The sequence below is a fragment of the Stutzerimonas zhaodongensis genome, from assembly GCF_003696365.1.
Classification (GTDB): Bacteria; Pseudomonadota; Gammaproteobacteria; order Pseudomonadales; family Pseudomonadaceae; genus Stutzerimonas; species Stutzerimonas zhaodongensis.
In genome coordinates this window covers 457,385-482,643 of the sequence record NZ_RFFM01000001.1, presented here as the reverse complement: position 1 = coordinate 482,643, position 25,259 = coordinate 457,385, and the positions used below count along the sequence as shown (strand labels likewise).

Here is a 25,259-nt window from a genome sequence, read left to right as displayed (position 1 = left end):
GCTTGGCGAGGTAAGCGGATCGGCACGTCGAGCAAGGGACGTGCTGCGTAGTGACTCAAAGGCGATCGCGAGCAAGCTCGCCTCTACAAAAAGCGCGACGGTGGGCGGCTGACCTCTCTACTCACCTCGACGGCCTGTGTAGGAGCCAGCTTGCTGGCGATCCATGCTCCAAGGCCGCTCTGAAACCGAGCTGCCGCCTGATCGCGAGCACTTCAGCTGTCATTCAATCTACCCGGCAGTTACCTGCGCGGCAGCGATGCGCTTCGTGATTGGGATCTTCCTGCATCAACTTGCGGGTTACACCGTTGGTCCAGCCGAAGCCGTCCTGCAGCGGGTACTCGCCACCGCCTGCATGCTCGGTGCATGGCCTGAGCACGTATTTCTCCACCAACTTGCTCTCACGCTCGAACAGGTGGGAAACGATGCTCAGCCAGCGTTCTTCGATCTGTAGCGCCAACGCGTCATGCCCATAGGACTGCAGCCCGCGTATCCCGATCCACTGCAGAGGCGCCCAGCCATTGGGACGATCCCACTGCTCGCCGCTGTCGCCAATTTCGGTGGTCGATAACCCACCCGGCGCGAGCAAGCGCTCCCGTACGATTTCGGCCACCCGGGCTGCTTGTTTGTCACTTGCCACCTGCACGAACAACGGCGTCAGCGTCGCGGCAGTCAGGTTGTCGCGTGGCTGCCCAAGGCACCAATCGAAGTCGAAGTAGGCGCCGCGCTGCTCGCTCCACAGATATCGATCGATGGCGGCCAACCGGTTTGCAGCCCGCTGGGCAAACTCCTCAGCACACTCATGCCGGCCCCTGGCTTCGCTGAGCCGGGCAATCTGCCGCTCGAGCTTGTAGAGAAAGCTGTTCAGGTCCACCGGGATTATCTGAGTGGTGCGAATGCTCGATAGGCGCTGCGGATCGCCCAGCCAGCGTGAGCTGAAATCCCAGCCGGATTCAGCTCCAGCGCGTAGGTCGCGATACACCTCGTGAGCCGGCCGACTCGAGGAGCGTGCGGTTTCGATGTCTTCGAGGTAGGACTCTTCTCGCGGCGTGTCGCGCTCGTCCCAGTACCGGTTGAGCACACTGCCATCAGGCAGGCAGACACAGCGGCGATGGGTTTCGCCAGGGCGCAGCCGATCGGCCCCGTCTGTCCAGAAGGCGTGTTCCTTACGCAGCTGCGGCAGGTAATCGCTGGCGCGATGCACGCCCGATTCCTCGAACAGATCGGTCATCAGGGCGAATACCGGCGGCTGCGATCGGCTCAGGTAGTAGGAGCGATTGCCATTGGGCACGTGCCCATAGGTATCGATCAGAAAGGCAAAATTGTCCGCCATGGCCCGCAATAGCTCGCAATGTCCGCTCTCGTCCAGCCCAAGCATCGTGAAGTAGGAATCCCAGTAATACAGCTCAGTGAACCGCCCACCGGGAACCACGTAATCATGCGGTAGCGGCAACAGCGAAGAGTGTTCCGGATGCTGTTTGGGATGCCGTGTGAGTACCGGCCAAAGCCGGTCGATATGTTCGCTCAGGGAATCATTCGGGTTGGCAACGAATTCGGTCGGCTTCATTTCGTAGGTCACGAAATGTTCCTCGACGAAACCCTTGAGATCGAAGCCGGGCTCGGCGCTGCTGGCCCGATAGGCTTCCAGAATTCGCTCCGGGTGCTGACGTGGTGCGCAGTCGACGAAGGTCTTGCTGTCGGGAAATACCCGCTGCGTCTGCACTGCAATGAAGAGTTCCTGGTAGCGGTCGGCCGGGGTCATGGTGTCGGCGGCGCATACCGCATGAGTGTCGTAGTCGAAAGGGTTCAGGTCGGTATCGGTCATTGCTCGCTGTAATTCCATAGCAGGCCGCCATCTATCACCAGTGTAGTACCGGTGACGTAGTCGGCGTCGTCGGAGGCAAGGAAGGCAACCGCCCCAGCCACGTCATGAGGTTGGCCCAGGCGCTTGGCTGGTATGTTATCCAGCAGGCTTTCGAGCTTCTCGGGCTGGTTCATCAGCGCCTGATTGATTGGCGTCTCGATCGCGCCCGGGGCAACGTTGTTCACGGTGATCCCCAGCGGCGCCAGCTCGATCGCCATGTTGCGGGTGAGCATCTTCAGCCCGCCCTTGCTGGCGCAGTAGGCGCTGAAGTTGGGGAACGGCAGTTCTTCGTGCACCGAACTGTTGTTGATGATGCGCCCACCGCGACCGCTGTCACGCAGATGACGAGCAAACGCCTGGGCGAGGAAGAACGGGCCGCGCAGATTCACGTTCAACACCTGGTCGTAATCCGCCTCGCTGGCATCGAGAAAGGCCGCATGCTTCTGCACGCCGGCGTTGTTGACCAGAATGTCCAAGCGCCCCATCTGCTCCACGGCCTGCTCGATCAAACGGTAGCAATTGGCAGGCTCACCCACATCCGCGGCGATGAAGCAGGCACGTCGGCCCTCGGCCCGTACCTGTTCCAGCGTCTCGCGGGCACCTTCATCCTCCTTGCGCCCGTTGATGATCAGGTCAGCGCCTTCCCGTGCCAGGCGCACCGCAATGCCCCGGCCGATGCCTTGGGAGCTACCGGTGACCAGCGCGACCTTGTTCTGCAATTTCATCGAACACCTCATGTGGCTGTGGAGTCGCAGCGACGCCCCGATTCGTCAACGTGAGACGGGCAACAGCAGCGGGGCGTTCAACGCCGCATGTTTACGAATGCTTCAAAGCCGTCCGAGCGATGCCGCCACGGCAGACAAACACGCGTGGGCAAGCGCAAAATGACCGGCTCTCCGCTGCCCGCCTCAGGACATCCATGGCCACCGCCGATCTGCGCAAGGGTTATCTACTGGGTCTGACGACCTTCTCCATCTGGGGCCTGTTTCCGCTCTACTTCAAATCCATCGAGCAGTACGGCGCCTTGGAGATCGTCACGCAGCGCGCAATCTGGTCGGCGCTGTTCGGCACCCTCGTGTTGAGCCTGTGGAAGCATCCGGGGTGGTGGCAGGAACTGCTCGCCCACCCCAGGCGAATCGGCGTGCTGATGATTTCCAGCGTGCTGATCGCCAGCAACTGGCTGATCTACGTCTGGGCGGTCAATCATGAGCACATGCTCGAAGCGAGCTTGGGCTACTACATCAACCCGCTGGTGAATGTGCTGCTGGGGCTGATCGTATTGCGCGAGCGTTTACGCCCGCTGCAGTGGGTGGCCGTGGCGATGGCGGCCGTCGGCGTGCTCTTGCAGCTGATCACGCTTGGCGACTTCCCCTGGGTGTCGATCATCCTGGCCCTGAGCTTCGGCAGCTACGGCCTGCTGCGTAAGCAGGCACCTGTGGCAGCCCTGCCGGGCTTGGTAGTGGAAACATGGCTGCTACTACCGATCGCCTTGGGTTGGCTGTTCTTCTTCGGCTCGGGGGTGAGCACCGAATGGTCGTTCTGGAGCGATCCGCAGGCGCTCTGGCTGGTGGCGGCAGGCCCGGTGACCCTGTTGCCGCTGCTGTGCTTCAACGCCGCCGCGCGCCACCTGCCCTATTCGACACTGGGGTTCCTGCAGTACATCACGCCAACCTTGCTGTTGATCCTGGCAGTCTGGGTCTTCAACGAGCCCTTCCCCGCCGACCGCCAGCTAGCCTTCATCTTTATCTGGGCGGGCCTCGCCGTGTACAGCTACGACGCCTGGCGTGTGATGCGCAGAGCAGCTGTACGCTGAGGCGACTTATTCGGCCGGCTGCAGTTTGAGCTCCACCATCAGGTCGTCAGCGAGCGTCTCGAGATGTTGCTGCAGATCGTCCAGAGGGAGCTCAGTCGGCACCGCAAGCATGGCGTCAGCCCGAAAAAGCAGCTCGTTGGTCATCGGCGCCGGTAGCACGTCGGTGTCCAGGCTTTCCAGGTTCACACCATGGCGAGCCAGCAGCTGGGTGATGTCACGCACGATACCGGCGCGGTCATTGCCGACCAACTCCAGGTGAATCATGCGCCATTGGCGCTCCGGCTCGTCGCCACTGTGCGCGACCAGCACTCGAATGCCCTGCTGCTCAAGCTGGCGCAAGGCTTCGGTCAGGCCTGCGTGCGCCTGCGCTGGAACGTCGACCCGAAGAATCCCTGCGAACTGACCGGCCATGCGCGACATGCGGCTCTCCAGCCAGTTGCCGCCATGCTCGGCGATGCACTTGGCCACGCGTTCGACCAGTCCGGGCTGATCCTCGGCAATGACGGTTAGTACGAGATGATCCATCTGTGGCTCCTTCATAAAAATTGCGGCAGCGGGCTGCTCGCCAGGCGTGGTTGAAAGCAATGGACCACGGCCATGGCGGCCGGCTCCATAGGTATAGAACAAACGTCTGCCAAAGCCCTACAAAAATGGCGGTACCACAGCGCGTCGAGCGCCTTGCGCGAGGGCTGCCAGACGCCACGAATAGGCGCCGCCAGGCGGACTGATTTTCCAAACGGGTTCATGTAGTATCCGTCGACCCGGACTACAAGAAGACATTTGTCCGACGGATTTGAAGAAGAACCAAGTGAGGCGAGAGATGACTGAGCGCGTTCAAGTCGGTGGCCTGCAGGTCGCCAAAGTCCTGTACGACTTCGTGAACAACGAAGCGATTCCTGGTACCGGTGTCGAAGCCGATGCCTTCTGGGCGGGCGCTTCCAGCGTCATCCATGACCTGGCGCCGAAGAACCGCGCGCTGCTGGCCAAACGTGATGACCTGCAGGCCCAGATCGACTCCTGGCATCAGGCACGTGCTGGTCAGGCACACGACGCAGCGGCCTACAAAAGCTTCCTACAAGAAATTGGCTATCTGTTGCCGGAAGCTGAAGACTTCCAGGCCACTACACAGAACGTCGATGAAGAAATCGCCAGCATGGCCGGCCCGCAGCTGGTTGTGCCGATCATGAACGCGCGTTTCGCCCTGAACGCCGCCAATGCCCGTTGGGGTTCGCTGTACGACGCGCTCTACGGCACCGACGCCATCTCCGAAGAAGATGGCGCGAGCAAAGGCCCAGGCTACAACGAGATCCGCGGCAACAAGGTTATTGCCTACGCGCGTGCCTTCCTCGACGAAGCCGCTGCGCTGGAGACCGGCTCCCATGCCGACTCCACCGGCTACCGCATCGACGACGGAAAGCTGGTCGTCTCACTGAAGGACGGCAGCACCACCGGCCTGCAGAACCCTGCGCAACTGCGCGGTTTCCAGGGCGACGCCAATGCACCGATCGCCGTGTTGCTCAAGCACAATGGCATTCACTTCGAGATCCAGATCGATCCGGCCAGCCCCATCGGCCAGACCGACGCGGCGGGCGTGAAGGACGTTCTGATGGAATCGGCGCTGACCACTATCATGGACTGCGAAGACTCCATCGCTGCTGTCGATGCCGATGACAAGACGCTGGTGTACCGCAACTGGCTTGGTCTGATGAAGGGCGACCTGGTCGAGGAGTTGGACAAGGGCGGCAAGCGCATCACCCGCGCCATGAACCCGGATCGCGTTTACACCCAGGCGGACGGCAACGGCGACCTGACCCTGCACGGCCGTTCCCTGCTGTTCATCCGTAATGTCGGCCACCTGATGACCAACGATGCCATCCTCGACAAGGAAGGCAACGAAGTCCCAGAGGGGATCATGGACGGCCTGTTCACCAGCCTGGCCGCGATGCACAACCTCAAGGGCAACACCAGCCGCGCCAACAGCCGCACCGGCTCGATGTACATCGTCAAGCCGAAGATGCACGGCCCGGAAGAAGTGGCGTTCGCCACCGAACTGTTCGGCCGTGTCGAGGACGTGCTCGGTCTGCCGCGCAACACCCTGAAGGTCGGCATCATGGACGAGGAACGCCGCACTACGGTCAACCTCAAGGCGTGCATCAAGGAAGCGCGCGAGCGTGTGGTGTTCATCAACACCGGCTTCCTCGACCGCACCGGCGACGAGATCCACACTTCCATGGAAGCCGGCCCGGTCGTCCGCAAGGCGGCAATGAAAGCTGAAAAGTGGATCGCCTCCTACGAGAACAACAACGTCGACGTCGGCCTGGCTTGCGGCCTGCAAGGCAAAGCGCAGATCGGCAAGGGCATGTGGGCAATGCCTGACCTGATGGCGAGCATGCTCGAGCAGAAGATCGGCCACCCCATGGCTGGCGCCAACACCGCCTGGGTCCCCTCGCCTACCGCCGCCACGCTGCACGCCATGCACTACCACAAGGTCGACGTGTTCGCGCGCCAGGCCGAGCTGGCCAAGCGCGCGAAGGCCTCGGTCGATGACATCCTTACCATCCCGCTCGCACCAGAGACCAACTGGAGCGAAGACGAAAAGCGCAATGAGCTGGACAACAACGCTCAGGGCATCCTCGGCTACGTGGTCCGCTGGATCGACGCTGGTGTGGGTTGCTCGAAAGTGCCGGACATCAACGACATCGCGCTGATGGAAGACCGCGCCACCCTGCGCATCTCCAGCCAGCACATGGCCAACTGGCTGCGTCATGGTGTGGTCACCAAAGACCAGGTCATCGAAAGCCTCAAGCGCATGGCGCCTGTGGTGGATCGCCAGAACGCTGGAGACCCGACCTACCGCCCGCTGGCCCCGGACTTCGACAACAACGTCGCCTTCCAGGCCGCGCTTGAGTTGGTGCTTGAAGGTACCAAGCAGCCAAACGGCTACACTGAGCCGGTGCTGCACCGCCGCCGCCGCGAGTTCAAGGCCAAGAACGGCCTGTAACCCCCTCGTTGGCTGTAAAAGAAGCCGCCCTCCGGGCGGCTTTTTTATTTGCTGAACTCCGCCAAACGGCATTCAAGTTCGTACAGGGCTAACCGATAAATTGTTTCGAATGCCATCTCTAGTCACAATTTTTCTAAATAGTGGCGTTTCGCCATATCAATTCAGCTCGTAGTATCCGCCGCCTGCCGTGGAGTTGCTGCATGTTCAAGAATTTCTCGTTGACCGCCAAGCTGTCCTTGGTGCCGGCCGTTGCCCTGTTCGGGCTGGTGCTGTATGTCGGTTACACCTCGTTGCAGCTGTCCGCAACGGATTCACGTCTGGTCAGCATTGAAACGCAGAGCTATCCAACTCTGGAAAAGGCAGACGCCGTAATCTTCCAGTTTTCGCGCGTCCCCAGCTTGCTGAACAACGCAGTGGCTGCTGGCGAGTCGGGGATTCTCGACGAAGCGCGTGACGTTCTCAAAGAGGTCGATGGGCAACAGCAAGCACTGGCAGCTCTCCTCAAGGGTCAGCCGCAGCAGCAACAGGCTCTCGACAGCTGGCGCAGTGCAGTCAAGGCCTATGCGGACAACTCGCTGGATGCCTCGGCAAAACTGATTGATGGCAGCGCCTCGTTCGATGACCTGCGCCCAAGTCTGGATCGCATGGCCAGCGATCTGGCCCAGGCACAGAAACTGGCGACCGAGTTCCGCGCCGGTGCCTACGCCGACTTCCAGAATACGCTCGCCGAAACCCGTGAGGCCAACGAAAACACCACTCGCTTGGGAATCATCCTTAGCCTGGTGCTGATCGTGGTCGTGGGTGTTGGCGCCTGGCTGGTGATACGCAGCGTGATGGCCAACGTGCGCGGCGTCATCGCATCGTTGCAGTCAATAGCTCGTGGCGACGGCGATCTCACTCAGCGCGTGAACGTGAAGTCGAACGACGAAATCGGCGCGATGATCGAGCTGTTCAACGGCTTCCTCGATAAGTTGCAGCGCACAATCCGCCAGATCATCGAGGCTGCCAGCCCGCTCGGCCTGGTCTCCAAGGAGCTGTACAACCTGACCCAGGGCTCCGAAGAAAACGCCAAATCGCAGCAACACCATACTGACTCGATCACTCGCGACATCCTCACTATGACCGGCAGCATTCAAGAGGTCGCGCAACGCTCGCAGCAGGCCTCGGATGAAGCCAACTCGGCCGCACGCCAGGCCGCCACAGCGCGCGAGCACGTCGGCAGCCTGTCCAGCGGAATCAGCGATCTGGGCAACAGCGTCATGAGTGCCGTGCAAGCGATGGAGCAGCTCGAGGAAGAAACCCAGGAGGTCGGCTCGGTGCTGACCGTGATCCGCAGCATCGCGGAACAGACAAACCTGCTGGCATTGAACGCGGCCATCGAAGCCGCCCGTGCCGGCGAACAGGGTCGGGGCTTCGCCGTCGTAGCGGACGAAGTGCGCAACCTGGCGCAGAAAACCGCGGCCTCGACCGCCGAAATCCAGCAGATCATCCAGCGACTGCAAAGCAGCGCCAACACCGTGCTCAACGTCATGAACAGCAACGGCGAAAAATCACGCGCGAGCATCGAGCGCTCGGTAGAGGCGACTCAGCTACTCGAGACCATTGCGCGCACGGTCAATCAAATCGACGAACTCAATGCCGGCATCGCCCAGTTCACTCAGGAGCAGATCGGCCTTTCGAGTTCGATTCAACAGGAAACCCAAGTGTTGCAGCAGGATGCGCAAGCAACCGCCAACGGAGCCGAAGCAACGGCCCGCCTGGGCGAACAACTGGTTAGCACGGGCGATCACCTGCGTGCAGCCACGGCCCAATTCCGCGTTTAAAACCAGCTTTTAGGAGCATCTGATGACCGCAGTACGTGTTATCGGCCTGGCAGCCGTCTGCCTGGCAACCACTCAAGCGTTTGCCCTGGAACAGGGTGAACACCGCTTCAACGGCTTTGGCACCGTCGGCTTTACCCACCTGGGTGGCGAAGATGAAGGCCGCACCTATGGCATACAGGGCCAAACCAACGATTCCTGGCGCGGCGATCAGCTGTCCAAGTTCGGCGCGCAGCTGAGCTACGGCATCACTGATACCGTCGGCGTGACCGTCCAGGCCACCGCCAAAGCGCAGCAGGACGAATGGAAAGCCAACCTGGAGTGGGCCTACCTTTCCTGGCAGACCAACGACCAGCTGATGCTCCGTGCTGGCCGCCTGCGCAGCCCGGTCTACATGTATTCCGAGAGTCTCGACGTCGGCTACAGCTACCCTTGGCTGCGCCTGCCTGACGAGGTCTACAGCCAGGTTCAGGTGACCAACTACGAAGGCGTCGATGCGGTCTATACCGTTCCGCTCTCCTACGGTTCGGTCTCCGTCCAGGTTGCTGGCGGCCAGGCAAAGAATCGTGACTACTTCGCCTATGACCAGCAGTTCGATATCGACTACGGTCACCTGTTCGGTGCGAGCGTAAGCCTTAACACCAATGACTTCGGCACACTGCGCATCGGCTACGTCGAAGCAGACATCACAACTGCTGTTAGCGGCACCGTTAACAACTACCTCGTGGGCAATCCCAACGCCAACCTTCCTCTGCTGACGCTCGAGAAAGAAAAAGGCAAGTTCACCTCGATTGGCTACCAGTACGACAACGGCACATGGATCAGCAGCAACGAGTGGACCTCGCGCATGATCGAGAACGACGGCATGGAGTCCATCGACTCGTTCTACCTGATGGGTGGCCGTCGCTTTGGCGACTTCCTGCCGCACGTGACCTACGCACAACTGGACGACAACGGTGGTCGCCAGAGCTCGTGGACCATGGGTCTGAACTACCAGGCCTCCCCGACCGTCGTGGTCAAGGGTGAGTACAAGCGCGTCGATACCAAGAATGGCTTCGACGGCGTGTTCACCCGCACTTCCCAGGAAGTGTTCGACAACACGGTCTACGAGCGTACCGGTCGCTTCGGCACTCCCGCTCGCAACTACGACGGCGACATCGTTTCCGTCGGCGTCGATTTCGTATTCTGAGGAGCGTCCAGATGAAAACATCCCTTCGCATTCTCAGCGGCGCAGCCCTGCTCGGCATGGTCTCCATGGCTCATGCCGAAGTCGCAGTAATCGTCAATCCGGGCGCCGCGAAAGCGCCCTCGCAATCCGACGTCGCCAACATCTTTCTGGGCAAAGACAAGTCCATGAAGGGTGTTGACCAAGCCGGCTGGACTCCCGCCAAGGAATCCTTCTATTCAGCGGTAACCAGCAAGAACGAGTCACAACTGAAGTCCTACTGGTCCGGGCTGATCTTCACCGGCAAGGGCCAACCTCTGCCGAGCGTTGCGGATGATGCTGCGATGGTCGCCAAGGTCGCGGGCGAAGCCGATGCCATCGGCTACGTAAACAGTGCTGCGGTCAACGATTCGGTCAAGGTGCTTTTCACCCTGCCGTGACCTGACGCCGTGTCAAAGAAGCCGCCCTACGGGGCGGTTTTTTTTTGAATGCAAAACCCTGCAACACCCCCGTCTGACGAGCTGACCTGTGTCTGCCCGAATCGGGCCGCTGGCGACTAGACTTACGTCCAATGTGCCGCCACGGCGCCTCCGCCCACCATTGGGCGCAAACAATGGGATTGAACCATGAGCAAAGCCAGTGCTTTCGCCGAGGCAGGCAAAACAGCCGTGCTGCAGAACATTCATGGAACCATGGAATTTCTGCGCAAGTACCCGCCGTTCAACCAGATGGAGCCGGGGCATCTCGCCTATCTCGTGGAGAACTGCCAGCTGCGCTTCTACAGCGAGGGCGATTGCATCATCTCGCCCGATGACGGGGTCGTCGAACACTTCTACATCGTCAAGCAGGGCCGTGTTCATGGCCAAAGACCACACACCAGCAAGCGCGGCACTGAAACCACCTTTGAGGTGATTGTCGGCGAGTGCTTCCCGATGGCGGCGTTGATGGGCGAGCGCGCCACCCGCACGGGGCACTTCGCCGCTGAAGACACATTCTGCTTTCTCCTTAACAAGCCTGCATTCGTCAAACTGGTATCCAAGTCAGCCTCGTTCCGTGACTTCGCCATGCGTGGCGTCAGCAGCCTGCTCGACCTGGTCAATCAACAGGCGCAGATGCGTGCGGTAGAGAGCTTGGGCGAGCAGTACTCGCTGGAAACTCGCGTTGGCGAACTGGCCCTGCATCATCCGGTGTCTTGCCCTCCGACCATGCCGCTGTCCGAAGCGGTGGCGCTGATGCATGAGAACAATGTCGGCAGCGTCGTGATCACCGATCACGAAATGCACCCGCAGGGCATCTTCACATTACGCGATCTGCGGCGCGTGATCGGAACGGGAACGACGGAGCTGAACACGCCCATCAGCCAGTTCATGACGCAGGACCCGTTCTACCTGCCTCCGGACGCGACCGCATTCGACGCGGCGATTGCCATGACCGAGCGCCACATCGCCCACGTTTGCGTGGTCGAGAACGGGCTGTTGCGTGGTGTCATTTCCGAACGCGATCTTTTCTCTCTCCAACGCGTCGACCTGGTTCACCTGGCGCAAGCGATATCTCACGCCGACAGCGTCGAAACGCTGGTGATCATCCGCAGCCGCATCTTGCAGCTGGTGGACAACATGCTCGCCCATGGCGCTTCCTCGACCCAGATTACCCACATCATTACCCTGCTCAACGACCACACCGTGTGCCGGGTCATCGAGCTGGCCATTGAAGCGCTTGGCGATCCCGGCATTCCCTTCACCTGGTTGTGTTTCGGCAGCGAGGGGCGCCGAGAGCAGACTTTATATACGGATCAAGACAACGGAATTCTTTTCGAGGCGGCCGATGCTGCCGAAGCGGCGCACATTCGCGGGCACTTGCTGCCATTGGCTGAGCGCATCAACCGAGATCTGGACACCTGCGGCTTTGCGCTTTGCAAAGGCAATATCATGGCCAGCAATCCGGAGCTTTGCCTGTCACGTCAGGAGTGGCGGCGGCGCTTTAGCTCTTTCATTCGCGAATCGACGCCAGAAAATCTGCTCAGCAGCACCATCTATTTCGATCTGCGCGCGATATGGGGACCTTGCGAGGGGTACGAGCAGCTGCGCGCCCATCTACTGGAGGAGATCGGCGAGAACCGGCTTTTTCAGCGCATGCTTGCTGAAAATGCTTTGCGCCACCGGCCTCCAGTCGGACGCTTCCGCGATTTCGTGGTGGCTCGCAAAGGCGAGGGCAAGGCGACTCTGGACCTGAAGGTTCAAGGCCTCACACCCTTCGTCGATGGCGCACGCCTGCTTGCACTCGGTCACGGCATTACTACCTGCAATACGCTGGACCGATTGCGCCTTCTGGTCGAGAAAAACGTGATCGATGATAAGGATGGTGCGGCCTACGAAGAGGCCTACCATTTCATCCAGCAGACCCGCATGCAGCAGCACCAACAGCAGGCCCGGGATGGGCGGCCCTACTCCAACCGTCTTGACCCCGACAACCTCAACCATCTGGACCGGCGTATCCTGCGTGAATCCTTCCGACAGGCTCAGCGCCTGCAGAGCAGCCTCGCGCTGCGCTATCAGCTATGAATATGCCCTGGTTCAAATTACGCGGCCCAGTCCTCGACCTGGAGCAGCTCCAGCGTCGTGATCAGTTGCACCCACCCGCGGCGCTGGATCTCTGCACGCTGCACGATCAACGCATGGTGGTCCTTGACCTGGAAACCAGCGGGCTGGACATGCGCCGAGACATCGTCTTGTCCATCGGAGCGGTGGTGATAGAAGGCGGCGGAATCAATCTGGGAGATCAGTTCGAATCGACCTTGTTGCGCCCAGCCCAGAAAGTCAGCGAAAGCGTGTTGATACATGGCATCGCGCCAAGCGAACTGGAGGCCGGCGACGATCCGGCTGAGGCGCTGCTCGATTTCATGGAGTTCGTAGGCGACAGCCCGATCCTCGCCTTCCATGCCAGCTTCGATCAGCGCATGCTGACCCGTGCGCTAAAGCAGACGCTGGGTTACAAGTTGCGCCATCCGTTTTTCGATGTGGCGGAGCTCGCCCCCATGCTCTGCCCGGACAACCGACCCAGGCAGAACAGTCTGGATGACTGGTGCACCCATTTCGGACTGCACGTGCTGCAACGCCACCACGCCAGCGCTGACGCCCTTGCGACAGCGGAACTCGCACTGATCTTGCTCAGCAAAGCCCGACACCAGGGCCTGCAGAACCTGACCGCATTGAACCAGCGACTGGCGAACTGGCGCCAGCGGCAACAAGCCAACTACATGTAAAGTTCTGCAAGCTTGCCGCCGACCGGGCCTCTGCACTTACTCGACTAGGTTCGCCCATCGATGCCGCCCCTGGCGCTACTAAGCGATCAGGCTGTGGTACCCAGTGATGGATAGCGCGCCTCTAATGAGACAGGGGCGCGCTTCAAGCGACTTCTAGCGCCCACATGCTGGGACGTATCAGTCCGGGAAATGATCCGCTGCATCAGCCGTGCCCAATGGGCGAACTCCTGCACTGCTACCTGTCCCCGGCGCACATATGCTGATAAAGCGCCTCATCAGCTTCGAGCTTGACCATGCTGTCGAACTTGGCCTGACCCGCATCGTTGAGCCTGAACATCGTCTTTTCGCTACATAGCAACATGTACGGAGCACTGGTAACCGTCGACATCAGATGTTCTTTCTTGAACCGGTAGAGAACGAAGCGCGCCACGCGCCCCTGGCTGGTCTCCTCGACCTGCGCATTGGCGCTGTCCAGAACGGTATAGCCCAACGGCATCGGAAATTTCATGGTCCAGGGCCGCCAAAGCATTTCGCCCTCCTCGCTCGATACCACCACTGACCCCTCTGGCAGCCGCGCTTCGGTGCTCTCGAACCAGGTGTATTCGTAATGAATGGTGTACGCCAGCATACCCGCGCCGGCGCATACCGGAATGATCCATTTCGGCACTCGCTTGCGCGTCAGTGAGCGCAGCAGCAGCCCGATGCCTGCACCCGCCACACCAGCGACGATTGCCGCGATTAGATGCCAGAACATATAAAACTCCCCTAAAAAAATCGGGCTTCCATATGGAAGCCCGACTTCTACCTCAACCTTGTGTCAGAACAGGTCTGACGTCCGGCTGCATTATCAGTTAGTGATCAAGCGCAGCGCCAGCACCCTTAGGGGTACGAACGCTCTCGACCAGGTCCTGAATTTCCTGCGGCGGAGGCTCGGTAGCCATCGAAACAGCGTAAGCAACTGCGAAGTTCAGCATGGCACCCACTGCACCGAAGGCCTGCGGGGAGATGCCCATCCACCACTGATCAGGGGTGTTAGGAATGCTCGCAGTGCCAGGGATGAAGAACCAGCCCAGGTACAGGAAGATGTACACGGCGGTGGAAACTACACCGACCAGCATACCTGCGACGGCACCCTTGCTGTTCACGCGCTTGGAGAAGATCCCCATCATCAGCGCCGGGAACAGGCTCGCTGCCGCAAGACCGAACGCCAGTGCCACCACCTGCGCGGCGAAGCCCGGTGGATTCAGACCCAGCCAGGTTGCCAGCAGGATCGCTGCCGTCATCGCTAGACGGGCGGCCAGCATCTCGCCCTTCTCACTGATCTTCGGATTGATGATCGTCTTGATAAGGTCGTGACTGATTGCCGAGGAGATTGCCAGCAGCAGGCCCGCAGCTGTCGACAAGGCTGCCGCAATGGCACCCGCAGCGATCAGACCGATGACCCAGCCCGGCAGGTTGGCGATTTCCGGGTTGGCCAGAACGATGATGTCATTGTTCACGGTCAGCTCGTTGCCGTTCCAGCCACGCTCTGTAGCGGTTGGAGTGAAGGCGGCGTTGGCGTCGTTGTACATCTGCACACGACCGTCGCCGTTCTTGTCTTCCCACTTGATCAGACCAGTCGTTTCCCAGGTCTGTACCCACTCCGGACGATCTTCGTAGCGGATTGCTTCGGCTTGCGGGCCTTCCGGATAGATAGTCTGTACCAGGTTCAGGCGAGCCATGGAGGCAACAGCCGGAGCGGTGAGGTACAGGAGGGCGATGAAGACCAGAGTCCAGCCAGCGGACCAACGGGCATCAGCTACCTTCGGTACGGTGAAGAAGCGAATGATTACGTGTGGCAGACCAGCAGTACCGATCATCAGCGACAGGGTGAACAGGAACATGTTCAGCTTGTTGTCGACGTCAGCAGTGTAGGCAGCAAAACCAAGATCAGTAACGACTTGATCCAGCTTGTCCAGCAGCGGTACGCCCGACTCTACGTGAGTACCGAACATGCCGAACATCGGGATCGGATTGCCAGTCAGCTGCATCGCAATGAACACGGCCGGGATGGTGTAGGCAATGATCAGAACAACGTACTGCGCCACCTGAGTGTAGGTGATGCCCTTCATGCCGCCGAATACCGCGTAGGCGAACACGATGGCAGCAGCGATCCAGATACCAGCGGAGTTGCTCACTTCCAGGAAGCGGGAGAACGCAACGCCAGCACCAGCCATCTGACCGATTACGTAAGTAACGGAGATGAGGATGAGGCAGACGACCGCAGTCAGACGAGCACCACGGCTGTAGAAACGGTCACCGATGAAGTCAGGCACGGTGAACTTGCCGAACTTGCGCAGGTAGGGCGCAAGCAGCATCGCCAGCAGCACGTAGCCGCCGGTCCAGCCCATCAGGTATACCGAAGTGGCGTAGCCACCGGAGGCGATCAGGCCCGCCATGGAAATGAAGGAAGCTGCAGACATCCAGTCTGCCGCTGTGGCCATGCCGTTGGTTACAGGGTGAACACCACCACCAGCGACATAGAATTCTTTGGTCGAGCCGGCGCGGGCCCAGATCGCGATCCCTATATAAAGCAGGAAGGACGCGCCCACGAACGACATGTTGATCCAGTATTGACTCATGGCTTACTCCTCAACCCCGAATTCCTTGTCCAGTTTGTTCAGCCGCCACGCGTAGTGGAAGATGATCGCAATGAACGTGATGATGGAACCTTGTTGAGCGAACCAGAAGCCCAGATCCGTTCCCCCAACAGGGATACCGGATACCAGCGGACGCAATAGGATGCCAAAACCATATGAGACTAGAGCCCAGACCACTAAGCTCCATGTGATAAGGCGAACGTTCGCCTTCCAGTACGCAGCAGCATTTGTTTTATCGGCGTCGGCCATGACGTTCTCCGTCTTATTTTTATTACGGGTAAAGGGAACCACATCGTGAATCTAGCAAGGATGTGTAACAGAAAGATAGCCCCGACTTTAGTCTGACTAGGGATGCTGCGCGGGGGCGACCGGCGAGCCAGACGAGTCGTTTGGCGCTGTGTATCACCCTGGCTAGAGGGGATCTGAGCCCATGAGGTATTGAACACCAGGCCAAGCATAAAGCCCGCACGCTCCCCTTATGCGGCTGGCCCGCATGCTATCGCCAACATCAATCCGCAAGCCCGGTTTCGGGGTACGTATATGGGTTACGTATATATAGCCGCACACATTTATGGGTGAACCCTAAACTTGCCTTTACCAAATCAATATTACATATATAAGTTATCTGAACCGCAAACACGGTAACTGCGTGAAGCCCACAAGTTGCACATTGAACAACTCATATGCCCGAATGCATATCTAGTCGCACTTCCAATTCGGATATTACTTATTAGCAAAGTTGCTACTGTGAAGTCGCTTCGCGGCTTGGGTTCAACCGCACGGCCGCTGCGAGCGGCTGAGATTCGAGTGGCACGGGAAACAGAGCATCAGTAACGGCAGCCTCAACCGACGTTGAAGCTCCGAACAGGCTCAGCAGGTCCTGTGCGAACCGGCTGGCCGCTTGGGCCAGTCGGCAACGCTGCTGGGGCGACCAGCTCTTAACAGGTGGGGCGCCCTGCGGTGTACTTCTGAGCTGGATCAATGGCCGCTTCGAGGTCCCGGATTGCCGTAGCACCAATCAGCAAGGGATAACGGAAATGGGTGCGGTCAGTGAGATTGACCTCTGCTTCACGAAGCTGATCGCCGATGCACAGCTGCATCTGGACCACTGGCCGCTCGGCATAGTCGGGGCCTTGTTCGGCATCGTTGTCGTCGTCAGGATCAACTGCAGACGACTCTTCGGAGCGGGTCTTGATCTCGGCGATGCGTGCCAGGCGATGCTCGTAAAGGGTGTCGTCTGCACCCTCTACCGCAAGGCGGAAACGCACCCAGTCCTCACCTTCGCGCTCGAAACGCTCGATATCCCGCGCGGACAGCGAGGCAGTCATTGCGCCTGTGTCCATCTTTGCCTTGAGTGTCTTGCCGAGGTCTTCGATCTTGATCTGCTCGTAGCGCCCGAAAAGGGTGGGTTCGGCAGCGACGGCGGGAAGGGTTAATGCGCTCAACAGCAACAACAAACGGGACAAAACGAACCTCCGGTGATTTCAGGTGACCATTCTGGGACCCTCTCGGCCCCAGCAGGTTCGCTCCGATGGGCAGCCAACGCCACCTCGACCGGCCTGATAGACTGCACGCCATTTCCTCTTGTGCAGATCCCACCCGTGCCCAGTTCAGCTTTTGCCACCCTGCCCCTCAGCGCCGCGACACTGGCCAACCTCGACGCCCTTGGCTACACCGAGATGACGCCAATCCAGGCGCAGAGCCTTCCCGTGATGCTCAAGGGCCTGGACCTGATTGCCCAGGCCAAGACCGGTAGCGGCAAGACGGCCGCGTTTGGCATCGCGCTGCTCGAACCGCTCAATCCCCGTTATTTCGGCTGCCAATCGCTGGTCTTGTGCCCGACGCGCGAGCTGGCTGACCAGGTGGCCAAGGAGCTGCGACGCCTTGCTCGCTCCGCCGACAACATCAAGATTCTCACCCTCTGCGGCGGGGTTTCCATTGGCCCGCAGATCGGCTCCTTGGAGCATGGTGCACACGTCATCGTCGGCACACCGGGGCGCATTCAAGAACACCTGAAAAAGGGCTCGCTCAAGCTAGACGGCCTCAACACACTGGTGCTGGACGAAGCCGACCGTATGCTGGACATGGGGTTTTACGACGCCATTGCTGAAATCATCGGCCAGACCCCGAACAAGCGGCAGACCCTTTTGTTCTCGGCTACCTATCCCGCCGGGATCAAGCAACTCTCCGCGACCTTCATGCGTGATCCGCAGCAGGTCAAAGCCGAAGCGCTGCATGACGACTCGCAGATCGAACAACGTTTTTACGAGATCGATCCCGACGATCGCATGGACGCCGTGGTACGCATCCTTGCCAGCTTTCGCCCGGAAACCTGCGTAGCGTTCTGCTTTACCAAGCAGCAATGCCAGGAGCTCGTAGACCAGCTGAGCGCCAAGGGCATCTCCGCCATGGCGCTCAACGGCGACCTGGAGCAACGTGATCGTGATCAGGTGCTGGCGATGTTCTCCAACCGCAGCCTGTCCGTACTGGTGGCGACAGATGTCGCGGCGCGCGGGCTTGATATCGATGCGTTGGACATGGTGATCAACGTCGAACTGGCCCGGGATTCCGAGATTCACATTCACCGGGTTGGCCGAACCGGACGCGCCGGCAAGAAGGGAATCGCCATCAGCCTGGTTGCACCCGCCGAGGCCCATCGTGCCCGGGCCATCGAGGAGCGTCAGAAAGCGCCGCTCAACTGGCAGCCACTGGGTGATCTAAAGGCTCAGCCAGGCGAGCCGCTTCAGCCGCCAATGATCACGCTGTGCATCGGCGCTGGACGCAAGGACAAGCTGCGCCCCGGCGACATCCTCGGCGCGCTTACAGGAGATGCAGGGATTCCCGGCACACAGGTAGGTAAGATCGCAATCTTTGACTTCCAGGCATTCGTCGCAGTCGAGCGCAGCGTTGCCAAACAAGCGCTCAATCGTCTGAATGCAGGGAAAATAAAAGGTCGCTCACTGAAGGTACGCACGCTATAGCGTAGAGAAACGAGCCTGCCGCAGCGCAGGCTCGTTGCGAGGCGGATTGCCCGCCCCGTGCAACCAGAACTGGCTCGCTCGATGCGTCACACCGAGCGGCCTTTAAAAGGTTGGCGCGTTACAGCGAACCGCGCGCCCATGGGCCCCAGATGGCAAAAGTGATGCCGGGGGTCTGGATGTTGACGAAGAGGAAATGCCCGCTCGGATCGAAACAGGCGCCGCAGAACTCGCGGCTGCGATAGTCGCCGCCTGACACGTTCTTACCGGCCGCAGCAGCCTGGACGTCATCGAACACCACGTTGTTCTTGGCGAAAACATAGGCTTCACCGGCTGTGGTCAGACCCAACAGGCGCTCGCCGAAACCGTACATGTCCTGCACACCGCCGCCATCTTCACAGAGCAGCACGCCACCGCGCGGGCTCACGGTAATGTTGTCGGGGTTGTTGGCGATCTCAGCGTCCGTAGAAGCGAAGACACAGGTCAGGCGGTCGGTGGACAGGTCATGCATCCACACCGCACCTTCACCGTAACCTGCGCGACCCTGACTGTCCGTGCCTGCGCTGGTGTCAACGATGTAGAGCTTGCCTTCGCTGTACCAGATGCCCTCACCGCGGCTCATGCTCAAACCACCAGCGCGACGTGCCTGGGCGTACGGACCGCTACCTTCAGGCTGCGGATCCAGGTCTGGATAGGCAACTTCAACCCATTCCAATTGATAGCTGTCGCCCTGCTTAGGCGCGTGCAGATCGACCAGCGCACGGTCGCGCACGCGAGCTGCCTGCAGGATGCCACCCACAGCGAGCGAGCCCGGCTGCTGGCTGGCATCGGTAGGGATGTAACGGTAGTAACCGGCGCGGTTACGGGCATCTTCGGTCAGGTATACGTAGCTGTTGCGGGGATCCACTGCGACCGCCTCGTGGGCGAAGCGTCCCATCTGGATGATCGGCTGGGCCGTGGTCAGCGCAGGGTCGGCGGTCACTTCGAATACATAGCCGTGAGCGCGACCGCCGACACTGCGATAGTCAGCGGTAGTCTCTTCGCAAGACAACCAGGTGCCCCACGGAGTAACGCCGCCAGCACAGTTGGTACGAGTTCCGCCAAGGCTCGGCAGGGTGCGCACCGGCTGCGATATATCGCGGGATACGTAGAGATTGGTGGTGCCGCCGGCCGGACGCTGACCATTGGCCAGTGTGACGTCATCGTAGATGCCGGTAGCGTCGATCAACGGACCGGTGCTGGCTTCATGGTTACGGACCAGCACGATTTCCTGACCATGCTGACCGCGACGCACGGTGACAACACCCATGCCGTCATGAGCGGTAGGGACGGGCTGGCCGTTTTCCATCATGTCGCCGGTCCAGGAAAAGCTCTTGTACTGGAAGCCGTCGGGAAGCTGAAGCAGCTCCAGGCCAGTGGTCAGATCTTTGACTGGCCGCACCGGGCCATAGCTGCTACGCACCAGACCGGCGCCGCGACCCTGGGCATTTCGTGCGGCAAAGGCTTCAAGAGTGCCGAGAAATGGCGTGCTGGCAACGACGGCGGCGGTAATGGCGCCACTCTTGAGCAGGCTGCGGCGGCTGGCATCATGTTCACGGTTCATGCGATGTCCTCTGTTATAGGAATGGGAGGGGCGCATGAATGAAGCCAGCTTAATGCGGCAGTACGATGACTAAGCGATGGCGTTCCGGTGATCAGGGACGGATGGACGGTATAAGCTTTGCTAAGCGAACCGTGACGTGCCGGCGAAACGGGCGTCCAACACCCATTGCCAGAACCAGGTCCGGATTATCTATGCGCACACCCTTGCTCAGCCACTCTCTGCGCCGGATATGGGCGCTGGACAAGTTCGGCTATAGCTTGCGCGTCCTGATCGCGCTAGCCAGCAGCATGGGATTGAGCTGGTATCTGGGACAGCCTGCAATGGCCATCCCGTTATTCCTGGGCATCATCGCCAGTGCCCTGGCCGAAACCGATGACAGCTGGCTGGGCCGGTTGTCAGCGTTATTGGTCACACTGCTGTGTTTCACCGTCGCCGCTGCATCAGTGAAGCTGTTGTTTCCCTACCCACTGTTGTTCGTCAGCGGGATGGCGGCTGCCGCATTCGCCTTGGTCATGCTGGGCGCACTGGGGGAGCGCTACGCGACCATTGCACAGGCCACACTGATCCTCTCCATCTACAGCATGATCGCGGCTGATCAGCGCGGCGGAGAGGCGCCTAACCCGTGGAGCGACCCTTTGCTCCTGCTGGCAGGCGCAACCTGGTACGGCTTGCTCTCGGTGCTATGGAACGCCCTGTTTTCGCATCAGCCGGTACAGCAGAGCCTGGCCCGGCTGTACCGGGAGCTGGGCGCGTACTTCAAACTCAAGGCGACGCTGTTCGAGCCAGTACGACAACTGGACGTAGAGGAACGCCGCCTGCAACTGGCGCAACAGAACGGGCGCGTGGTCAGCGCGCTGAACGCGACAAAGGAGACCCTTCTGCACCGTCTCGGCAATGGCCGGCCGGGCGCGAAGATCAGCCACTACCTCAAGCTGTACTTTCTCGCCCAGGACCTGCACGAGCGCGTCAGCTCCTCGCATTACCCCTATCAGGAGCTGGCCGAGGCGTTCTTTCACAGCGATGTGCTGTTCCGATGCGGCCGGCTGCTTCGGTTACAGGGGGTTGCCTGTATCGAACTGGCCACCGCCGTGCAGTTGCGTCAACCCTTTCGCTACAGCGAAGCGAATGCCCAAGCGCAGGCCGATCTTGAGTCTTCCCTTGAACACCTGCGTATTCAAAGCAATCCGGCGTGGCGCGGTCTGCTGCGGTCACTGCGCGCGCTGTCGGGCAACCTGTCGACCATGCAGCGCCAGTTGGCCAGCGCCAGCAACCCGGATGCACTGGAAGGAGAACAGGACAGCAGCCTGCTGGACCGCGAGCCCCAATCGGTACATGACGCCCTTTCGCGCATCCGCCTGCAGTTAACGCCCACCTCCTTGCTCTTCCGCCATGCACTGCGCATGAGTCTGGCGCTGGTATGTGGCTACGCCGTGCTTCATGCGATCCATCCCGAGCAAGGCTACTGGGTGTTGCTGACTACGGTATTCGTCTGCCAGCCGAACTATGGCGCGACAAGGATCAAACTGGTGCAACGGGTGACGGGCACCGTGGCGGGACTGGTTGTCGGCTGGGCGCTGTTCGATCTGTTCCCGAGCCAGCAAGTACAGGCGCTATTTGCCGTTATTGCGGGCGTGGTGTTCTTCGCCACGCGTAGCAGTCGCTACACACTGGCAACTGCTGCAATCACCCTACTGGTGCTGTTCTGCTTCAACCAGGTCGGAGACGGCTATGGACTGATCTGGCCGCGGCTGGTCGATACGCTGCTGGGCAGCCTGATCGCCGCAGCTGCGGTATTCCTGATCCTTCCCGACTGGCAGGGCCGACGCCTCAACCAGGTGGTCGCCAATACCCTCAGCCGCAGCGCTGACTACCTGCGCCAGATCATGCGCCAGTACGAGAGCGGCAAGCGCGACGATCTGGCCTACAGGCTGGCGCGGCGCAATGCACATAACGCGGATGCCGCGCTGTCCACGACGCTGTCAAACATGCTTCTGGAACCGGGACACTTTCGCAAGGATGCCGAGACCGGATTTCGCTTTCTGATCCTCTCGCACACCCTGCTCAACTATCTATCCGGGCTGGGCGCCCATCGCGAAAGCCTCCCGGACGACGCCCGCGACGAGCTGCTGGAAAACGCCGCGCAGCAACTTGCGAGCAGCCTCGACGAGCTGGCGACAGCGCTGCAGAACAACCAGCCGGTTGCGGTCTACAACGAAACCGAGGAGGCGTTGGCGCAACAATTGGAACAGGCAGCTGAAGATGTAGATGACAGCCATCGTTTGCTGCAAACGCAGCTGGGGCTTATCTGTCGCCAATTGGGGCCGCTACGCAGCATGGCCGCTCACCTGCTACGCGAGCGCCCACAGGTTCAGGGTTGAGGCAGCGACACGGGTGCAGGCAGACCATGGCGAGCGAAAATGGCCGCGTAGCTGCCGTCTTCGACCATTGCGTCTATCTCGCGATCGAATGCAGCGATGATCTCAGCCTGCTGCGGATGGCTGTTACGTACCACCAGCGATAGATTCAATAGCGTGAAATCTCCCGGTACGAAGCGCAGGCCAGCGCTCACATCCTTTAGCTCGCGCTCGAAGTGAAACGATGCAGTGCGCTCGTCCTCGAGAGTCAGGTCAACCCGTCGCGCAAGTACCATGCGGGCAGCCTGGATGAAATTGACTGCATATTCCGTAACCAGTCTTGCATCATTGCTCAGCTCTTCGGCATAAGCGTAACCACGGCTAAGCGCAATGGAATATCCGATCAGGCTCTCTGCGTCGCGATAATGGATGTCACTGTCGCGCCGCTGCACCCAGCGCATGCGATTGACCAGAAAGGGGCGGGAGCTACGCACATAGTCCGCTCGTTTCATTGTCGGCCAACCGTTGAGCATGTCGTATGTGCCGTTACGCAGTCCTAGCAATGCGCGCTCCCAAGGCACCTGAACGTACTCGACACGGTAGCCAGCCCGGCCAAGTGCAGTGCGGATTATGTCAGCAGAGAGTCCGTCCTCGGGTAACTGATGGTCCGTGTATGGAGGCCATACATTACCCGCCAGCCGCAACACCTCGGCCATGGTCGAGTTGCTTGTCAGCAGCATGATCAATATTAGCAGACGTCCGACCCCGTTCACCCTCTCCCCTCTTGTACTTCGATAGCGAAGCGCCATGTCAGTCAGCAAAGCACAAACCGAGCCGATTGGTAGCCGCGGCTCGTCGGATCCCCCAAGCCCGGGCTGCAGCCCGCCGGCGGCAGGAGTACCATCGCGCATTTTCTGGGCGAGGTAGGCTGCAGTGCAGACGGACGTGGTGGTAATCGGCGCAGGAGCTGCGGGCCTGATGTGCGCTTTCACGGCAGCAGCGCGCGGTAGAAAGGTTCTGCTCATCGACCACGCCAACAAGGCCGGTAAGAAGATCCTGATGTCGGGCGGCGGCCGCTGCAACTTCACCAACATGTACACCGAGCCGGCCAACTTCCTCTCCGGCAACCCGCATTTCTGCAAATCGGCGCTGGCGCGCTATACGCAATGGGACTTCATCGAGATGGTCGGCCGCCACGGCGTGCCTTATCACGAGAAAAAACTGGGCCAGCTGTTCTGTGACAACAAGGCCAGCGACATTCTGGGCATGCTCCTCGATGAGTGTGAGCAGGCGGGGGTCGACCTGCGATTGGACACCAGTGTGCAATCGATCGAAAAAGGCGAGCTCGGCTATCTGCTGCAGAGCAGTGCCGGCGAGCTCGCTTGCCAATCCTTGGTGATCGCCACGGGTGGCCTGTCGATCCCCACACTCGGCGCCAGCGGCTTTGGCTATCAGGTAGCGCGACAGTTCGGCCATAGCGTACTGCCGACGCGAGCGGGACTTGTGCCTTTTACCATCACCGAGCCACTGCTCAAGAGTATGTGCGAATCATTGTCTGGCACTTCGGTCGAGGATTGTCTGGTCAGCTGTAACGGGCAGAGTTTTCGGGAAAACATACTCTTCACCCATCGCGGACTATCCGGGCCGGCAATCCTGCAGGTGTCTTCGTACTGGCAACCAGGCGACACTATCGAGATCAACCTGCTCCCACATCTAGATCTCGTCGAGTGGCTCGATGAGCAACGCGGGGAGCGTCCCAATACCGAGCTGAAAACGCTGCTTGGCGAGCTGTTCACTCGCAAGATGGCAACCCTGCTGGCCGAACACTGGTTCGTCTCAAAGCCACTCAAGCAATACAGCGCAGCTGAACTGGCAGAGATAGCAGAAAAACTCAGCAACTGGCGCGTGATGCCTGCCGGCACCGAAGGCTACCGCACTGCGGAGGTCACGATAGGGGGCGTGGATACGCGCGAGGTTTCTTCAAAGACTATGGAGTCGCTGAAGGCACCGGGCCTGTATTTCGTAGGAGAAGTGTTGGATGTCACAGGTCATCTTGGAGGTTTCAACTTCCAGTGGGCCTGGGCATCCGGCTACGCAGCGGCACAATACGTGTAAATATCAGCACCGCGCGCGACGCGCAGGACCCTTGCTATTACTCGTTTGACAGGTTCGACGGCGGGGAAGCCTCGCGAGGCCCTGCAGGATCGGTCGCGGTGTTCTGATATTCCTGTTGGTTCTCGCTGACATTGTCCATCGAGGACGGCTCGTCATCCGGCGAGCAGCCTGCGAGAAACAGCGAAAGTGGCAACGCGGCAGCAATAGTGATGTATTTCGATTTCATAATTATCTCCTCGGCAAGGTGCCTCGCGAAATTGCGCAGGCACCTGCTGGATTCGCTAACGCTTACTGAGAAGTGCCAGTGCCAGTCCCAGTTGGGTTAGGCGCCGTACCGGCACCCGATTCGGTACCCAGTCCGCTGCCGTTATCGGCCGGTGCGGTGTCCATGCTGCCGCTGGTGCCGGTGTCCATGCCAGTGCCGGTTCCGGTGCCAGGGGTAGTTTCTACACCGCCACCCGTACCGGTGCCGGAGGTGCCAGGTGCAGTACCAGTGCCGCTATCTGCCGGTGGCGTGCCTGTCGCTGGTGCGGCTGGCTGTTCGGTGGTTGGCTGTGGTGGCGGCGCCTCGCGGGCCGGCTCTTCGTCCGGACCGCAGCCTACGAGCAACAGGCCAAGTATCGGGGCAGACAAATAAGCTAAACGCAT

21 protein-coding genes are annotated in these 25,259 nt (G+C 60.2%); 10 read left to right on the top strand and 11 right to left on the bottom strand.

Features of this window, described 5'->3' with window-relative positions; genetic code table 11:
• Window positions 1–223: 223 nt before the first annotated feature.
• Window positions 224–1,822, bottom strand: a complete 1,599-nt coding sequence (treF, locus tag EA797_RS02140; protein ID WP_122163544.1) for an alpha,alpha-trehalase TreF — start codon at window positions 1,820–1,822, stop codon at window positions 224–226.
• Window positions 1,819–2,586 (bottom strand): SDR family oxidoreductase, encoded by a 768-nt coding sequence (locus EA797_RS02135; RefSeq protein WP_122163543.1) that lies wholly within the window; start codon window positions 2,584–2,586, stop codon window positions 1,819–1,821. Before EA797_RS02135 ends, treF begins: the two co-directional genes overlap by 4 nt.
• Window positions 2,587–2,780: 194 nt before the next feature.
• Here EA797_RS02135 and rarD point away from each other — a divergent pair, with 194 nt between their 5' ends.
• A complete protein-coding gene (rarD, locus tag EA797_RS02130; protein WP_122163542.1) occupies window positions 2,781–3,674 on the top strand; it encodes an EamA family transporter RarD in 894 nt (297 codons plus the stop codon).
• 6 nt (window positions 3,675–3,680) lie between these two features.
• On the opposite strand, the gene EA797_RS02125 is transcribed toward rarD, so the two are convergent.
• Complete coding sequence (locus EA797_RS02125) at window positions 3,681–4,199, bottom strand: glycine cleavage system transcriptional repressor (RefSeq protein ID WP_122163541.1); 519 nt, start codon at window positions 4,197–4,199, stop codon at window positions 3,681–3,683.
• A gap of 295 nt (window positions 4,200–4,494) precedes the next feature.
• Here EA797_RS02125 and EA797_RS02120 point away from each other — a divergent pair, with 295 nt between their 5' ends.
• The 6 genes from EA797_RS02120 (at window position 4,495) to EA797_RS02095 (ending at window position 12,922) form a co-directional block, all read left to right on the top strand.
• Window positions 4,495–6,675, top strand: a complete 2,181-nt coding sequence (locus tag EA797_RS02120; RefSeq protein WP_122163540.1) for a malate synthase G — start codon at window positions 4,495–4,497, stop codon at window positions 6,673–6,675.
• Between the two features lie 200 nt (window positions 6,676–6,875).
• Complete coding sequence (locus EA797_RS02115; protein WP_122163539.1) at window positions 6,876–8,498, top strand: methyl-accepting chemotaxis protein; 1,623 nt, start codon at window positions 6,876–6,878, stop codon at window positions 8,496–8,498.
• 22 nt (window positions 8,499–8,520) lie between these two features.
• On the top strand, window positions 8,521–9,684 hold the full coding sequence (locus tag EA797_RS02110) for a hypothetical protein (RefSeq protein WP_122163538.1): 1,164 nt from the start codon (window positions 8,521–8,523) through the stop codon (window positions 9,682–9,684).
• An 11-nt stretch (window positions 9,685–9,695) separates the two neighbouring features.
• A complete protein-coding gene (locus tag EA797_RS02105; protein WP_122163537.1) occupies window positions 9,696–10,100 on the top strand; it encodes a type 2 periplasmic-binding domain-containing protein in 405 nt (134 codons plus the stop codon).
• A 186-nt stretch (window positions 10,101–10,286) separates the two neighbouring features.
• Window positions 10,287–12,221, top strand: a complete 1,935-nt coding sequence (locus EA797_RS02100; protein ID WP_122163536.1) for a putative nucleotidyltransferase substrate binding domain-containing protein — start codon at window positions 10,287–10,289, stop codon at window positions 12,219–12,221.
• Entirely contained in the window at window positions 12,218–12,922 is a 705-nt protein-coding gene (locus EA797_RS02095) for a 3'-5' exonuclease (RefSeq protein ID WP_122163535.1), read from the top strand. Before EA797_RS02100 ends, EA797_RS02095 begins: the two co-directional genes overlap by 4 nt.
• Window positions 12,923–13,157: 235 nt before the next feature.
• Here the strand turns inward: EA797_RS02095 and EA797_RS02090 are convergent, their stop codons facing one another.
• From EA797_RS02090 to rloA2, 4 genes are all read right to left on the bottom strand, one after another.
• The gene (locus EA797_RS02090; protein ID WP_122163534.1) at window positions 13,158–13,676 is read right to left on the bottom strand and encodes a hypothetical protein; all 519 of its coding nucleotides are present in this window, start codon (window positions 13,674–13,676) and stop codon (window positions 13,158–13,160) included.
• 97 nt (window positions 13,677–13,773) lie between these two features.
• Window positions 13,774–15,543, bottom strand: coding sequence for a sodium:solute symporter family protein (locus EA797_RS02085; RefSeq protein WP_122163533.1), 1,770 nt, complete (start codon window positions 15,541–15,543; stop codon window positions 13,774–13,776).
• A gap of 3 nt (window positions 15,544–15,546) precedes the next feature.
• Window positions 15,547–15,810 (bottom strand): DUF4212 domain-containing protein, encoded by a 264-nt coding sequence (locus EA797_RS02080; RefSeq protein WP_122163532.1) that lies wholly within the window; start codon window positions 15,808–15,810, stop codon window positions 15,547–15,549.
• 689 nt (window positions 15,811–16,499) lie between these two features.
• Window positions 16,500–17,027 (bottom strand): retropepsin-like aspartic peptidase RloA2, encoded by a 528-nt coding sequence (gene rloA2 / locus EA797_RS02075; protein WP_122163531.1) that lies wholly within the window; start codon window positions 17,025–17,027, stop codon window positions 16,500–16,502.
• 135 nt (window positions 17,028–17,162) lie between these two features.
• Between rloA2 and dbpA the strand changes: the two genes are divergently transcribed.
• Entirely contained in the window at window positions 17,163–18,542 is a 1,380-nt protein-coding gene (gene dbpA / locus EA797_RS02070) for an ATP-dependent RNA helicase DbpA (RefSeq protein ID WP_122164651.1), read from the top strand.
• Between the two features lie 118 nt (window positions 18,543–18,660).
• Here dbpA and EA797_RS02065 read toward each other — a convergent pair whose 3' ends face one another.
• Window positions 18,661–20,142 carry a PhoX family protein gene (locus EA797_RS02065; protein ID WP_122163530.1) on the bottom strand — a complete coding sequence of 494 codons (1,482 nt, stop codon included), beginning with the start codon at window positions 20,140–20,142 and terminating at the stop codon, window positions 18,661–18,663.
• 191 nt (window positions 20,143–20,333) lie between these two features.
• Here EA797_RS02065 and yccS point away from each other — a divergent pair, with 191 nt between their 5' ends.
• Window positions 20,334–22,520: a YccS family putative transporter gene (gene yccS / locus EA797_RS02060; RefSeq protein WP_122163529.1), complete on the top strand. Its 2,187-nt coding sequence runs from the start codon at window positions 20,334–20,336 to the stop codon at window positions 22,518–22,520.
• Here the strand turns inward: yccS and EA797_RS02055 are convergent.
• Window positions 22,511–23,269, bottom strand: a complete 759-nt coding sequence (locus EA797_RS02055; RefSeq protein ID WP_279635031.1) for a substrate-binding periplasmic protein — start codon at window positions 23,267–23,269, stop codon at window positions 22,511–22,513. The genes yccS and EA797_RS02055 overlap by 10 nt on opposite strands.
• A gap of 160 nt (window positions 23,270–23,429) precedes the next feature.
• Here EA797_RS02055 and EA797_RS02050 point away from each other — a divergent pair, with 160 nt between their 5' ends.
• Window positions 23,430–24,611, top strand: a complete 1,182-nt coding sequence (locus tag EA797_RS02050; RefSeq protein ID WP_122163528.1) for a BaiN/RdsA family NAD(P)/FAD-dependent oxidoreductase — start codon at window positions 23,430–23,432, stop codon at window positions 24,609–24,611.
• A 37-nt stretch (window positions 24,612–24,648) separates the two neighbouring features.
• Here EA797_RS02050 and EA797_RS02045 read toward each other — a convergent pair whose 3' ends face one another.
• Entirely contained in the window at window positions 24,649–24,837 is a 189-nt protein-coding gene (locus tag EA797_RS02045) for a hypothetical protein (protein WP_122163527.1), read from the bottom strand.
• 62 nt (window positions 24,838–24,899) lie between these two features.
• Complete coding sequence (locus EA797_RS02040) at window positions 24,900–25,259, bottom strand: hypothetical protein (RefSeq protein ID WP_122163526.1); 360 nt, start codon at window positions 25,257–25,259, stop codon at window positions 24,900–24,902.